11 protein-coding genes are annotated in these 14,039 nt (G+C 72.0%); 6 read left to right on the forward strand and 5 right to left on the reverse strand.

Annotated elements, in window-relative coordinates; all coding sequences use genetic code 11:
- Positions 1 to 77 precede the first annotated feature (77 nt).
- The 3 genes from J421_RS06805 (at position 78) to J421_RS06815 (ending at position 3,857) form a co-directional block, all read left to right on the forward strand.
- Positions 78 to 788, forward strand: a complete 711-nt coding sequence (locus J421_RS06805) for a LytR/AlgR family response regulator transcription factor (RefSeq protein WP_025410423.1) — start codon at positions 78 to 80, stop codon at positions 786 to 788.
- A gap of 201 nt (positions 789 to 989) precedes the next feature.
- Complete coding sequence (locus J421_RS06810) at positions 990 to 2,183, forward strand: acetyltransferase domain-containing protein (protein WP_025410424.1); 1,194 nt, start codon at positions 990 to 992, stop codon at positions 2,181 to 2,183.
- Positions 2,184 to 2,222: 39 nt separating this feature from the next.
- Positions 2,223 to 3,857, forward strand: a complete 1,635-nt coding sequence (locus J421_RS06815) for a serine hydrolase domain-containing protein (RefSeq protein ID WP_025410425.1) — start codon at positions 2,223 to 2,225, stop codon at positions 3,855 to 3,857.
- A 231-nt stretch (positions 3,858 to 4,088) separates the two neighbouring features.
- On the opposite strand, the gene J421_RS06820 is transcribed toward J421_RS06815, so the two are convergent.
- The 5 genes from J421_RS06820 to J421_RS32630 all read right to left on the reverse strand — a co-directional run bounded on the left by J421_RS06820 (position 4,089) and on the right by J421_RS32630 (position 10,657).
- Positions 4,089 to 6,782 (reverse strand): ADOP family duplicated permease, encoded by a 2,694-nt coding sequence (locus J421_RS06820; protein ID WP_025410426.1) that lies wholly within the window; start codon positions 6,780 to 6,782, stop codon positions 4,089 to 4,091.
- A 17-nt stretch (positions 6,783 to 6,799) separates the two neighbouring features.
- On the reverse strand, positions 6,800 to 7,132 hold the full coding sequence (locus J421_RS06825) for a PadR family transcriptional regulator (RefSeq protein WP_025410427.1): 333 nt from the start codon (positions 7,130 to 7,132) through the stop codon (positions 6,800 to 6,802).
- A 150-nt stretch (positions 7,133 to 7,282) separates the two neighbouring features.
- Entirely contained in the window at positions 7,283 to 8,671 is a 1,389-nt protein-coding gene (locus tag J421_RS06830) for a TldD/PmbA family protein (RefSeq protein ID WP_104022342.1), read from the reverse strand.
- Entirely contained in the window at positions 8,668 to 10,281 is a 1,614-nt protein-coding gene (locus J421_RS06835) for a TldD/PmbA family protein (RefSeq protein WP_025410429.1), read from the reverse strand. The genes J421_RS06830 and J421_RS06835 overlap by 4 nt, the downstream gene beginning before the upstream one ends.
- 205 nt (positions 10,282 to 10,486) lie before the next feature.
- Positions 10,487 to 10,657 (reverse strand): hypothetical protein, encoded by a 171-nt coding sequence (locus tag J421_RS32630; protein WP_158508669.1) that lies wholly within the window; start codon positions 10,655 to 10,657, stop codon positions 10,487 to 10,489.
- Positions 10,658 to 10,681: 24 nt separating this feature from the next.
- Between J421_RS32630 and J421_RS06840 the strand changes: the two genes are divergently transcribed.
- The 3 genes from J421_RS06840 (at position 10,682) to J421_RS06850 (ending at position 14,018) form a co-directional block, all read left to right on the forward strand.
- Positions 10,682 to 11,179, forward strand: coding sequence for an HXXEE domain-containing protein (locus J421_RS06840; RefSeq protein WP_158508670.1), 498 nt, complete (start codon positions 10,682 to 10,684; stop codon positions 11,177 to 11,179).
- Between the two features lie 81 nt (positions 11,180 to 11,260).
- The gene (locus tag J421_RS06845) at positions 11,261 to 13,489 is read left to right on the forward strand and encodes a DPP IV N-terminal domain-containing protein (protein ID WP_104022343.1); all 2,229 of its coding nucleotides are present in this window, start codon (positions 11,261 to 11,263) and stop codon (positions 13,487 to 13,489) included.
- Positions 13,490 to 13,505: 16 nt separating this feature from the next.
- Positions 13,506 to 14,018 carry a gluconokinase gene (locus J421_RS06850; protein ID WP_025410432.1) on the forward strand — a complete coding sequence of 171 codons (513 nt, stop codon included), beginning with the start codon at positions 13,506 to 13,508 and terminating at the stop codon, positions 14,016 to 14,018.
- Positions 14,019 to 14,039 lie beyond the last annotated feature (21 nt).

Genomic DNA, 14,039 nt, shown 5'->3' on the forward strand with positions numbered 1-14,039 from the left:
ATGGGGATCCCGAGATCGAGAGGATCGCAGGATCCCCTGCTGTACTCGCCTCCAATCTCGCACCTATCGAACCGCACGTGATCCGCACGGTCATCGCCGACGACGAGCCGCTCGCGCGCCGCGGCGTGCGCCAGCTCCTCGCGCCGCACCGCGACGTGACGGTGGTGGCCGAAGCGCGCAACGGCGAGGAGGCCCTGCGCGTGCTGCGCGCGTGCCGCCCCGACCTCGTGTTCCTCGACGTGCAGATGCCGGAGCTCGACGGCTTCGGCGTGCTGCGCGAGCTCGGTCCGGGCTTCGTGCCGGCGGTCGTGTTCCTCACCGCGTACGACACGTTCGCCGTGCGCGCGTTCGACGCCCGCGCGCTCGACTATCTCGTGAAGCCCGTGGAGGAGGCGCGGTTCCTCGACGCGATGGAGCGCGCACGCGAGCGGCTGCGCGGTGCGGCGCCCACGCCGCGGCGGCTGCTCGTCCCCGTCGCCGGCGGCGAGCTGCTGCTCGATCTCGACGAGATCGACTGGATCGAGGCCGACGACTACTACGCCGCGGTGCACGCGCGCGGCCGCCGTCACCTGCTGCGCGAGTCGCTCGCCTCGCTCGCCGAGCGGCTCGACGCGTCGCGCTTCGTCCGCGCGCACCGCTCGGCCATCGTCAACATCGACCGCGTGCGTGAGCTGCGCGCCGAGTCGTCGGGCGAGACGGTGCTCGTGCTGCGCGACGGCACGCGCGTGCCGGTGAGCCGCCGGCGGCGCGAGGTCGTGGTCGACGCGATCCGACGATCGTCGGGCTGACCGCTCGCTGCACGCCGAGCGCCGCTCGCGGACACGGGTCTGGCCGAGGGACGGACGGGGCGCATCATCCCACGCGGAAACGCGACGAACGGCGTCTCACGCGGAGCCGCGGAGATCGCGGAGAAAACCAACACGAGTGTGTTGCAGTTCTCCGCGTTCTCCGCGCCTCCGTGTGAGCCCACCGAGCAAAGAGGAGAAGCCATGGCGACCGCACTCGGATCCCGTCCGGCGACCTACGACCCGCACGTCGAGCCCGTCCCCGCCGCGACGCGGCGCGAGCGCGTCATGTCGATCGACGTCGTGCGCGGCGTGGCCATGATCCTCATGGCGATCGACCACGTGCGCGTCTACTCCGGCCTCCCCGCGGGCGGGCCCACACCGGGGATCTTCTTCACGCGCTGGATCACGCACTTCGTCGCGCCGGCGTTCGTGTTCCTCGCCGGCACGTCGGCGTACCTGCACGGCGAGAAGCTCGCGAGCAAGGGCGCGCTGTCGCGCTTCCTGCTCACGCGCGGCGCGTGGCTCGTGCTCCTCGAGCTCACCGTCATCCGCCTCGCGTGGACGTTCAACGCCGACTGGTCGCACTACATGCTGGCCGGCGTGATCTGGATGCTCGGCTGGTGCATGATCCTCATGGCGGCGTGCGTGCACCTGCCGCTGCGCGCGAACGCGGCGATCGGCGTCGGCATCATCGCGCTGCACAACCTCCTCGGCCCGGCGATCGGACGGGTATCCGGCCCGCTCGCGCCGATCGTGTACGAGGGCGGCCCGGTGCGGGGAACCCCGCTGCTCGTGCTGTTCGTCATCGTGCCCTGGATCGGCGTCATGATGGCGGGCTACGCGTTCGGCGCGGTGACGCGGCTGCCGTCGGAGCGGCGCCGCGCGATCTGTCTCCGACTCGGCCTCGCGCTCACGGCGGCGTTCCTGGCGCTGCGCGCGCTCGACGTCTACGGCGACCCGCGGCCGTGGCACGGCAGCCGCATGCCGGCGGCGCTCGCGTTCCTCGCCACCAGCAAGTATCCCGCGTCGCTGCTCTTCCTGCTCATGACGTTGGGCCCGATCCTCGTCGGCGTCGGCCTCGCCGAGCGCGCGCGCGGACGCGTCGCCGACGTCGTCGCGACGTTCGGTCGTGTGCCGCTGTTCTACTACCTGCTGCACATCCCGCTCATCCACGTCGCCGCGTGCATTGTGTCGCTCGTCCGCGAGGGGCGCGTCGACCCGTGGCTCTTCACGAACCATCCCATGGCGCCCGGCCAGCAGCCGGCCGGCTACACGTGGCCGCTGCCACTGCTCTATCTCGTGTTCGCGCTCTGCGTGACGGCGCTGTACTTCCCGTGTCGCTGGTTCGCTCGCGTGCGCGCGGAGCGGCGGTCGCCGTGGCTCAGCTACCTGTGACCGATTGCGGGTGACGGGACGCGGCGGTAGCGTCGGCCGATGCGCCACCGCCTCGTCCTCGCCCTGCTGTTGCCGGCCGCCGTCGCCGCGCAGCCCGTCGACGCGCGCGTCGACTCCATCTTCGCGTTCGCCACGCCGTCGACCCCCGGCTGCGCCGTCGCCGCGGCGCGCAGCGGCGAGGTGCTGTTCGCGCGCGGCTACGGCACCGCGGACCTCGAGCACGACGTGCCGATCACGCGATCGACGCCGTTCTATCTCGCGTCGGTGTCGAAGCAGTTCACCGCGGCGGCGATCGACCTGCTCGTGCTCGACGGCAAGCTGTCGCTCGACGACGACGTCAGGAAGTATGTCCCCGAGCTGCCGAGCTACGGCGCGCCGATCACGCTCCGCCATCTCATGACGCACACCAGCGGGCTGCGCGACTACCTCGCGCTGTTCTCGCTGCGCGGCCTCGACGACCACCCGATCACGATCGCCGAGTTCCTGGAGACCGTCGCGAAGCAGCGCGCGCTGAACTTCCCCACCGGCGAGCAGTACTCGTACAGCAACACCGGCTACGTCCTGCTGTCGATCGTCGTCCAGCGCGTGTCGGGGAAGTCGCTGCGCGATTTCGCGCGCGAGCGCATCTTCGGGCCGTTAGGCATGACGTCCACGCAGTTCCGCGACCGGCACGATCAGCTCGTGAAGGACCGCGCGCTCGCCTACGCGCGTGCGGCGGGCGGCGGCTACCGGCTCGCCGTGCCGTACTTCGACGTCGTCGGCGACGGCGGCCTATTCTCCACGGTCGAGGACCTGGCGCGGTGGGAGGGGAACTTCTGGGACCCGCGCGTGGGCGGCGCCGAGTGGCTCACGCTCGAGGCGATGCGCGGCCGGCTGCGCGACGGCACCACCATCGCGTACGGCGCGGGGCTGCAGCACGGCGTCTATCGCGGCGAGCCGATCGTGGAGCACGGCGGCTCGTTGGGCGGCTACAACACGCACCTGCTGCGCATGCCGGCGCGACGGTTCTCCGTCGCCGTGCTGTGCAACGACAACGCGAAGTCGGCCAGCGTGCTCGCGCGTCAGGTCGCCGACGTGTTCCTCCCCGACCTCGTCGCCGCCGACCGGCCCGCCGTCGCGGCGGCTCCCACCGTCGTCGCCCCGGCGAGCGCGGAGTCGGTCGATCGCTACGCGGGCGCGTTCTTCAACGACCGCACGATGACCGTCAGATCGATCTCGGCGCGCGGCGGAAAGTTGTACTACCTGCGCGGGCCCACCGACTCGGTGGAGCTGGCGCCGCTGGGCGCCGGCCGGTTCCAGCTCACCGGCACGCCGTCGGCCGTGGCGCTCTCGCGCGCCGCCGACACGCTGCGCCTGGAGATTCCCGGCGCGCCGCCGAGCGCGTACGGCCGCGTCGCCCCCGTGCGCACGCGCGACTGGCGCAAGTACACCGGCACGTACGCGAGCGACGAGCTGGGCGTCACCTGGCGCGTCGACCCCCCGGGCGGCGCCGACTCCGCGATCGTGCTGCGCTCCGCCCTCGGCGACTCCGCCCGCGCGGTCCCCGCGTTCGACGACGCGTTCCGCGCGGGCGGGCTGTTCCTCCGCTTCGCCCGCGACCGGCATGGCCGGGTCACGGACATGCTCGTGAGCGCGGGCGAGCGCGCGCGGAACGTGCGCTTCGTCAGACGTTAGGCACGCCGGCCGCAGAGAACACCGATGGGGCGAGGTGACAGGCGAGTACCCTGGGGATCCAAGTGCGATTGAAAAGATCTCGAGATCCTCTACATCGCCCTTGGATCCCCAGAGTACTCGCCTGTCACCTCGAACCTGTCGAAGAGAACGTCAACTTCAATTCAAAGAGGCAGTCCTCTGCGGCCCTCTGCGTCCTCTGCGGTTCAATTCGAGCGGAGCACTACGAATGCTCTACTCCGTACGCAGCGCGGCGTTGGGATCGGCGCGCGAGGCGCGGAGCGCCGGCGACGCGCTCGCCGCGACGGCGACGAGCAGCAGCGCCGCGCCGACCGCCAGGTATACCGACGGATCCGTCGCCGACTGCTCGAACAGCAGCGGCTGCAGCCGGCGCGCGGCGAGCAGCGCCGCGCCGGCGCCCAACGCGATGCCGGCGAGCGCGAAGTACACGCCGCGCGCCACGACGAGCCGCACCACGTCGCGCGCGCGGGCGCCGAGCGCGACCCGCACGCTCAGCTCGTGGGCGCGCTGCGCGACGTCGTAGGCGATCACACTGTAGAGGCCCACCGCCGCGATCACGAGCGCGAGCGCGCCGAACGCCACGAACATCGTCGCGCCGAGCCGCCACGATTGCTTGCGCTCGCCCACGGCGTCCGAGAACGGCGTGACCGTCACGTACGACGCGCCCGGCATCTCGCGCTGCAGCCGCGCCCGCAGCGTCTCGCGCATCCGCGCCGCGTCCGCACGCACGCGCACGAACAGCCCCCCGGTCTGCGGCGCGAACTGCGCCGCCGGCACGTAGTAGTAGTGGAAGTCCGGCTCGGCCCCGAGCTCGTCGGCCTTGATGTTCTCCGCCACGCCGACCACCTGCGTGCACGGTGCCGTGTCCGCACGCAGCCGCACGCAGCGGCCTAACGGATCCTTCCCCGGCCACAGCACGCGCGCCATCGACTCGCTCACCACCATCACGCGCGGCGCGCCGTCCCGGTCGCCGGGCTCGATCGCGCGGCCGCGGATCACGCGCGTGCCCACCGTCGCGAAGTGCTCCGGCCCCACCGCGTTGTAGTAGAACTGCCCGAGCCGCGCCACCGAGTCGATCCCCTCGACGTACAGCGACTGGTTGCGGTAGTCCCAGAACGGCACCGAGATCCGCAGGCTCGCCGACTGCACGCCGGGCGTCGCCTTCGCCGCGTCGAGCAGCCGGCCGCGCAGCGCCACCATGCGCGCGCTGTCGAGCTTGAGCCCGCGCATGCTGAGGTCCACCAGCAGCACCGGGTCCACGTCGTAGCCGAGTCGCACCTGCTGCACGTGGCGAAGGCTGCGCACGAACAGCCCCGCGCCGACGAGCAACGACACGCACAGCGCGCCCTGCACCACCAGCAGCACCGATCGCAGGCGCGACTCGCGCCGCGCGATCCCGCCGCGCGCGCCCGCGCGGATATCCGACGTGAGCCGCACGCGCCCGGCCTGCACCATCGGCGCGAGCCCCATGAGCGCGCCGGTGGCGAGCGCTGCCCCCGCGGCGAACCACACCGTGCGCGGATCGTGCATCCCCGCCGGCGCCTCGCTCTTCTCGAGGAGCAGGGCGCGCAGCACCGCCCCGCCCCAGTGCGCCACCGCGAGCCCCACCGCGCCGCCCAGCACCGCGAGCAGCATCGACTCCGTCCACAGCTGCGCGAGCAGGCGGCGGCGCGTGACGCCGAGCGCGAGCCGCAGCGCGATCTCGCGGCGGCGGCGCAGCGCGCGGGCCAGCAGCAGGTTCGCGACGTTCGCGCACGCGATGAGCAGCACGACGCCCGACACCCCCGCCACCCACGTCGCCACCTTCGACTCGGGCGACGCGTTGGGCCCGCGCGAGAACAGGATCGATCCCACCTCGCCGCGCGGGCGCAGCTCGCTCAGCGGCGGTGACCCCGGCTGTTGCTCGCGGGCCGCCTCGAAGCTGCGTCGCAGCGCGCTGGTGAGGTCCGCGTTCGCCGCGGCCGTCGACACGCCTTGCTTGCGCCGCGCCAGCGTCGACATCCACCCCCAGCCGTAGGAAGTCCACCAGCTCGCCGTCAGCCGCGGCCCCTCGGAGGCGGCGTACGCGGCGAGCGGCACGAACGCGGCCGGCGGCTGGTCGGGCCACAGTCCCACGAAGCCACGCGGCGCGACGCCGATCACCGTGTAGGTCGTCGATCCGATCGGCAGCGTGGTGCCCAACACGTCGCGGCGGCCGCCGTAGCGTGTCTGCCAGAACGCGTAGCTCAGCACGACCACCGGCGCGCCGGAAGGCGGGCGGTCCTCGGCCTCCGTGTAGTAGCGCCCCAACGTCGGCGCCGCATCGAAGAAGCCGAAGAAGCTCGGACTCACCACACCCACCTGCATTTGGCGCGTCGCGTCGCCGGTGCCGATCGGCATCTCGCGCAGCGCGTAGCCGGCCACGCTGGCGAACGAGTGCGTGTACGTCGCGACGTCGCGGTAGCGCGCGTACTGCGAGCCGCCGCCTGGTGTCTCCTCGCCGCGCCGTGTGACGTAGACGTAGACGCGGTGCGCGGTCGCCGGGTCGCGCAGCAGTGGGGGCGGCCGGAAGAGCAGCCGGTCGACCACGCCGAACATGGCGACGTTCGCGCCGAGGCCGAGGCCGAGCGTGACGACCACGGCGAGCGTGAAGCCGGGCGAGCGCGCGAGCCCGCGCAGCGCGTAGCGGACATCGTGCAGCACGCGGTCGAGCGCGGGAAGCGACCACCGCTCGCGCGCCGCGGCCTTCGCGCGCAGCGTGCTGCCCAACGCTCGGCGCGCGGCCCACGCCGCCTCGTCCGCGCTCGCCCCCGCGGCGCGCGCATCGCGCTCGAGCTGCGCGCGGTGAAACGCCAGCTCCTCGTCGAGCTCCGCGTCCAGCGCGTCGCGCCGCAGCCAGTCGCGGCCCCGCGTCAGCCATTCGCGCATCGTGCGCCTCGAGGGTGTCAGGTGGATCCCAGGACCTGCTGGATCGCGGCGATCAGCTCCGCGAACCCCGCCTCCTGCTCGCCGAGCTGCTTGCGGCCGGCGCGCGTGATCGTGTAGTAGCGCGCGCGCTGGTTGTTCGGCGTCTGCCCCCACGCTGCGGTGATCCATCCCTTCTGCCGCATGCGCTGCAGGGCGGGGTAGAGCGACCCCTCCTCGACGCGGATCACGTCGTCGGAGCGGCGCTGGAGCTCCTGCGCGATGCCGTAGCCGTGCATCGCCTGCACGGTGAGCGTCTTCAGGATGAGCATGTCGAGCGTGCCGGGGAGCAGCTCGCGCTTCGGTGTGGTCATAGATGGCCTATGGGATAGACAATCTATGGCCTCGGAGCGTTTGCACCGCAAGCGACGGTGTGATGAACCGCAGAGGACGCAGAGGGCCGCAGAGGACATCATGCGCAGTCCTCTGCGGCCTTCTGCGTCCTCTGCGGTTCGAACGAACGGCTACACCGCGTCCGACAGCGACGTGAAGTTGAAGTCGCGCGCCTTCACCGGCGGCACCACGATCGCCGGCCCCGGGCTCCCGTCCTCGCTCGCGCTCACCCGCACCGGCCGGCCCATCGCCTCGAGGTTGTTCAGCAGGAAGATCGGCGACTCGTTGTAGCGCAGGTTCTTCACCGCCTTCGTGATCTTGCCGTTCTCGATGAGGAACGTGCCGTCGCGCGTCAGCCCCGTGTACAGGATCGTGCGCGGATCCACCGGGCGGATGTACCAGAAGCGCGTGACGAGCAGCCCGCGCTCCGTCGAGGCGATGAGATCCTCGAGCGACGCGTCGCCGCCCGACATGCGGAGCCCCGCGCCGAAGCCGCCGCCCGTCGGCGCGTGTCCCGTCTTCTGCGCCCAGTAGCGGTCGTACGCGAGGTTCTTCACGACGCCGTTCTCGATCCACGTGATCGCCTGCGTCGGCAGCCCGTCGCCGGCGAACGGCGTGCCCGGCGCCGCAGGATCGTACGGGTCGGAGACGATCGTGACGCGCTCGTCGACCACCTTCTGCCCGATCTTGTTGCCGCCGCCGGGCTTCGACATGAACGAGCGTCCCTCGTCGGCGGCGCGCGCGCTCAGCGCACCGGCGATGAGCTGCACCAGGTTGCCGACCGCCGTCGGCTCCAGCACTACCGTGTAGCGTCCGGGCTCGATCGCCACCGGGTTCACCGAGCGGCGCGCCTTGTCGATCGCCGTGCGGCCTAACGCGGCGGGGTCGAGCCGCGTGAAGTCGTTCGCCTGGCCCCCCGCCCACCCCGAGCCGGTGCCGTCGGCCGTGCGCACGGTCGTCGTCATCGCGACGCGCGTCTGTCGCGCATACGCGAACAGCCCCTTCGAGTTCGCGAGCGCGGTCGCGCCGGCGTTCGTCTCCAGAAAGCCCGTCGCGGTGAGCCCCGCCGCCCGCGCCGGCTCCGTCACCGCGCGCACCGCGGCCGCGCGGGCCGCGGGGTCGAGGCCCGCCGTCGAATCCACCCAGCCCGGCGTGTCGCGGTACTCCTGCGGGCCCAACAGCGGCACGTACTCCGGGTCCTCCGGCGCGAGCCGCGCGAGCGCCTCGGCGCGCTCCACGACCGCCTTCAGCGACGCGTCGTCGAACGCGTTGGTCACCGCCGCGGCGGAGCGGCGCCCGAACGACGAGCGCACGCTCACGTTCGCGTCGAACGCGTCGCCCGACGTCGAGATCTGGTTCACGGCGAAGCGCGTGTTGCCGCGCGTGCCGCTGCCGACGCTGACGCTCGTCTCGTCGGCCGTGGCGAACGACAGCAGCTTCTTCGCGATCGCCTCGCACTCGTCGCGCGAGAGCACGCGGGGCGCCGCCGCCGCCGTGAGGAGCGACTTCGGCCCGCTCATGCCTTCCTCCCCGTGTTGATGACGTTGACGTTGCGGAAGCGCGCCGGCACGCACCCGTGGCTCACCGCGTTCACCTGCGCCGGCTGTCCCTTCCCGTCGTTGTTCGCGCCGCCGAGGAAGTAGCTCGCCTTGCCGCCGATCATGTCCATGCCGCCCCAGAACTCCGGCGTACGGAACTGGTACGCCACGTCCTTCAGCATGCCGACGATCTTGCCGCCGCGGATCTCGTAGAACGCCTGTCCCGAGAACTGCCCGTTGTAGCGCTGCTGGTCGATCGAGAACGACCCGTCGCCGACGATCGCGATGCCGCGGTCCGTCGCCGCGATGAGGTCCTCGTACGACTGCTCCTTGTCGCCCGGCAGGAGGCTGACGTTAGGCATGCGCTGGAACTGCACGTCGCTCCACGACTGCGCGTACGAGTTCCCGTGCGAGCGCACCGCCTTCCCCTGCTTCTTGTACCACCAGTCGAGGTACGGTGCCTGCTCGCGCGTCGTCTGATAGTCCACGACGACGCCGTTCCTGATGATCGTGTACGTCTCCGGCTTCACGCCCTCGTCGTCCCACCCGCACGCGGCGAGCGACCCGACCTGCGAGCGGTCGGCCTGGATGTTCATGAGCGACGAGCCGTACTTCATCGTGCCCAGCACCTTCTCCGGCGGCGCGACGAAGCTCGTCCCCGCGTAGTTCGCCTCGTAGCCGAGCGCGCGGTCCAGCTCCGTCGGGTGCGCGACGCTCTCGTGGATCGTGAGCCACAGGTTCGACGGGTGCAGCACGAGGTCGTAGCGCCCGACGTCCACCGGCTTCGCCTTCAGCTTCTCCTGCGCCTCCGCCGCGTAGCGCCCGGCGGCCGCGACGAGGTCGCTGTCGGTGACGTACTCGTAGCCGAGCCCCCGCGGCGCGATCTCCGCCGAGTTGCGCGACTGGAAGTCGGAGTTGTCCGACGAGACAGCGGTGACGTTGATGTTCGGCGACGCGCGGAAGAGCGTCTGCACGGTGAACGTGCCGTCGGTCGACGCGAACGTCTTCTCCTCGCGCAGGAAGCTGAGCGCCGAGCTGACGAACCGCGCGCCCGCCTTCAGCGCCGCCTCGTTCGCGGCGAGCAGCAGCGCGACCTTGTCGGCGACCGGCACGGTGAACGGGTCGACCTTGATCGGGCTCGCCCACTCGCCGTTAGGCGTCGGCGTCACCGGGGCGAGCGTCACCGGGCGCACGAGCGCCGAGCGGTTCGCCTTCGCCTGCGCCGCCGCCTGTCGCGCCGCGGCCGTCACGCCGTCCGCCGTCAGCTCGCGCGTCGCCGCGAACCCCCATGCGCCGCCGACGAGCGTGCGCACGCCCACGCCCACGGTCTCCGAGTCGGCCATGCCCTGCACGCGCCGCTCGCGGGTGGCGACGAACTGCGACCGGTACCGTCCGACGCGCACGTCGGCGTAGTCCGCGCCCGCGGCCCGCGCGGCGTCGAGCGCCTTCATGGCGAGCTCGCGGATCGCGGGGTCGCCCGGGGCAGTCGGCGGAGCGCTCGGAGCCGCGGCGGTGACTTCGCGCGCGCCGAGCGCGGTGGCCGCCGCAACGGCGGCGGAAGATTTCAGGAAGTCGCGACGATGGAGAGACACGAGGACGAAGGGGAAGGGTTGACGGGCGCCGGGACGGCGCCGGCGATACGGCGCTCACGATGAGGCGCGATGATGCGCGAACGACGTCTCACATCGCGGCACGGCGCCGTACTGCGTGGTTCAGCGATTTGAGCGTCGTTTGCGCAACATCGCGCAGCACCGGCAGCGCCGTATCGCAGCCGCCGGCATCGGCGCCGCAACGAGATCAGCGGCCGAACACGTAGTACAACACGAGTCCAGCGCCGACGAGCAGCACGATCACGATGAGCCCACTCTGCCGCCCCGCCGCCGTCGGTGTGCCGCGGCCGCGCATCGTCGTCGCCAGCACCACCACGAGGAGGAGCGCGACAAGCCCGAGGATGATGGGAATCGTCATGGACGTATGTTAGGAGCCGTGACCGTGCCGCGTCGACCGCCGCTCCGGATCCTCGCCGCCCTCGTGCCGCTCCACAACGCCGAGGAGGCGCTGACGTTCGGGCACTACCTGCCCGCGGTGCGCGCGCGGGTGCCGCCGGTGCTCGCCCCGCTCGCCGCGTCGATCACCGAGCGGCAGCTGCTCGTCGCGCTCGGCGCGGCGACGGTCGTGCCGGTCGCCGTCGTGCTGTGGGCGGAGCGGCGGCCCCGATCGGGCGGCGCGCGGTGGCTCGCCCTGCTCGTCGCGGCGGTGCTGCTCGTGAACGTCGCGTCGCACGTCGCCGCCGCGGTGGTCGTGCTCCGCGGCTACTCTCCCGGTCTGGTGACGGCGCTCGCCCTCAACCTGCCCGGATGCGCGTGGCTGCTGTGGCGCGCCGCGCGCGAGCGGTGGGTGAGCCCCGGCGCGTTCGCCGCGCTCCTCCCGGCGGCGTTCGTCGTCCACGGGCCGCTGCTCCTCGGCCTCATCGCCCTCGCCGGCCGCTGAACGCGAGACCCCGGCGGCGCGTATCCTTGTGCACGGCTCGCCGCCGTCCCCCCCTTCCGTGCCCACAGGAGATCCGCGCGCATGTCCCCGCGTCGCTTCCACGCAAGTTCGGTCGCCCTCCTCGCCCTCGTGGCCACCGGCGCTGGCGCGCAGGACCGGCTGCCGTCCATGCCCGGCTACGACCGCTACCAGCAGATGCTCCCGTCCTACCAGGGCGCCGTGCGCCTCGGGAGCGTCCTCGGCGGCTTCGGCTTCGGGCGCGCTGCGGGCGGACGGGGCGTCGTCCCACCGAGCGGGGTCACCTGGTCGGCCGACGGGCGCTTCCTCGACTACGCCGCGAGCGGCACGCGCTACCGCCTCGACCTCGCGTCGAAGACGAGGAGCACCCTCGCCGGCGACGCCGCGGCCACGCCGGCCGGCCCCCCGCCGTTCCTCGGTCGCGGGGGCGGGGAGCCGATGCGCGGCTGCGGCGGCGCGATGCTCCCGCCGCCCGAGCGGGGGCGCCAGCGCCCGGTCGCCGCCTCGCCGGACGGCAAGCTCCTCGCCCACTACCGCGACCGCAACGTCTACGTCTGCGACGCGGCCGGCGCGAACGAGGTCGCGGTCACGACCGACGGCAGCGAGAAGACGCGCACCAAGTACGGCACCGCGTCGTGGGTCTACGGCGAGGAGCTCGGCCAGACCACGGCGATGTGGTGGAGCCCGTCGGGCGACCGGCTCGCGTACTTCCGGTTCGACGAGAGCCAGGTCCCCGACTTCTACATCACGCAGAACGAGACGAAGCTCCAGACGACGCTCGACGTCGAGGCGTACCCGAAGCCCGGCGTGCCGAACCCCGTCGTCGAGCTGTACGTGTACGACGTCGCCACGAAGCAGAGCCGCAAGATCGACGTGCGCGACGGCAAGCCGTTCACGAACGACGTCGTCGGCCACTACGTGTACGACGTGCGCTGGGCGCCTAACGGAAAGGATCTGCTCATCCACCGCACGAACCGCCGCCAGAACGTTCTCGAGCTCGCGGCCTGCTCCGCGGCGACCGGCGCGTGCCGCGCGATCATCCACGAGGAGTGGCCCACCGGGTGGCTCGAGAACCATCCCACGATGCGCTTCCTCGCCGACAGCAACCGGTTCATCTGGGAGTCGGAGCGCACCGGCTTCAAGAACTACTATCTGTACGATCTCGACGGCCGCCTGCTGAAGACGCTCACGCGCAACCCGTTCGAGGCCGCGGGCATCGTGCGCGTCGACGAGCGCGCGAACGCGCTCTGGTACCTCGCGCGCGACGGCGACAACTACCTGAAGACGCAGCTCCATCGCGTGAGGCTCGACGGCACCGGCGACCGCCGCCTCACCGATGCTGCCTTCGCGCACCAGGTCGACGTGTCGCCCGACGGCAGGTTCTTCGTCGACGTCGCGCAGACGCACGACCGGGCGCCGGTGTCGCGCCTCGTCGATGCCGCGTCCGGGAAGGCCGTCGCCGAGCTGGCGACGAGCGACGTATCGCAGATGGAGCAGCGCGGCATCCGCAAGGCGGAGCTGTACAGCTACCTCGCCGCCGACGGCAAGACGACGCTCTACGGCGAGATCTGGTTCCCGTCGAACTTCGATCCGTCGAAGCAGTACCCGGTGCTCACCGCGGTCTACGGCGGCCCGGAGTCGGGGAGCAACGTGCCCACCGAGACGTTCAGCGCCGGCAACCCGCTCACCGAGTACGGCTTCATCGTCGTCTCGCTGTCGTCGCGCGCCGCACCGGGGCTCGGCCGCCGCGCGCTCGACGCGATCTACATGAAGCTCGGCCAGACCGAGATCGACGACATGGCCGAGGGGATCAAGGCGCTCTACGGCCGCCCGTACGTCGACCGCAACCGCGTCGGCATCTACGGCACGTCGTACGGCGGCTACTCGGCGGTGATGTCGATCCTCCGCCACCCCGACGTGTTCGCCGTCGCCTCGTCGGAGTCGCCGCCGACCGACTGGCGCAACTACGACACGATCTACACCGAGCGGTACATGTGGATCCCGCAGGAGAACGCCGAGGGCTACGACAAGGGCGCGGCGATGACGTACGTGAAGAACCTGCGCGGTCGGCTCATGCTCTACTTCGGCACGCTCGACAACAACGTCCACACGAACAACACCATGCAGCTCGTGCGCGCGCTGCAGGCCGCCGGCAAGAGCTTCGAGCTGCAGGCCGGGCCGGACCTCGGCCACAGCAGCCTGAACGCGAACCGCCGCATGGAGTTCCTCGTCGAGAACCTGATCCAGCGCCCCGAGCGCATCCGCCAGGGCTACGATCGGGCGACGCCGTAGTCGTTAGGCATCTCCCGTGGCGCCGAACGTCGTCGTGCTCATGGGTCCGGCCGGCGCCGGCAAGACGACCGTGGGCGAGCGGCTGGCCGAGTCGTTGGGCTGGCCGTTCGCCGACGCCGACGCGTTCCATCCCGCGTCGAACGTCGAGAAGATGCGGCGGGGCGAGGGGCTCACCGACGCCGACCGCGCGCCGTGGCTCGCCGCGCTGCGCGAGGCCGTGCGCGCCACGCTCGCCCGCGGCGACCATCTCGTGCTCGCCTGCTCGGCGCTGCGCCGCAGCTACCGCGAGGCGCTCGTGCCGCCCGACGCGCCGAGCGGCGCCGTGCGCTTCGCGTATCTGCACGTGAGCCGCGCCGAGCTCGCGCGGCGGCTCGCCACGCGCGTCGGCCACTACGCGCCCCCATCGCTGCTCGACAGCCAGCTCGCGACGCTCGAGGAGCCGGCGCCGGAGGAGGGGATCGCCTGGATCGACGGCGAGCGTCCGGTGCCCGACGTCGTGGCCGCGCTGGTCGCCCTCTTGCGCGGATGATACGCTTGTATCATCGTGGGG

It is taken from the genome of Gemmatirosa kalamazoonensis (assembly GCF_000522985.1).
Lineage (GTDB): Bacteria > Gemmatimonadota > Gemmatimonadetes > Gemmatimonadales > Gemmatimonadaceae > Gemmatirosa > Gemmatirosa kalamazoonensis.

Excerpts from the sequence above, each read along its gene's own strand:
- J421_RS06810 (WP_025410424.1), top strand. The coding sequence starts at position 990 with ATGGCGACCGCACTCGGATCCCGTCCGGCGACCTACGACCCGCACGTC.
- J421_RS06815 (WP_025410425.1), top strand. The coding sequence starts at position 2,223 with ATGCGCCACCGCCTCGTCCTCGCCCTGCTGTTGCCGGCCGCCGTCGCC.
- J421_RS06820 (WP_025410426.1), bottom strand. The coding sequence starts at position 6,782 with ATGCGCGAATGGCTGACGCGGGGCCGCGACTGGCTGCGGCGCGACGCG.
- J421_RS06825 (WP_025410427.1), bottom strand. The coding sequence starts at position 7,132 with ATGACCACACCGAAGCGCGAGCTGCTCCCCGGCACGCTCGACATGCTC.
- J421_RS06830 (WP_104022342.1), bottom strand. The coding sequence starts at position 8,671 with ATGAGCGGGCCGAAGTCGCTCCTCACGGCGGCGGCGGCGCCCCGCGTG.
- J421_RS32630 (WP_158508669.1), bottom strand. The coding sequence starts at position 10,657 with ATGACGATTCCCATCATCCTCGGGCTTGTCGCGCTCCTCCTCGTGGTG.
- J421_RS06845 (WP_104022343.1), top strand. The coding sequence starts at position 11,261 with ATGTCCCCGCGTCGCTTCCACGCAAGTTCGGTCGCCCTCCTCGCCCTC.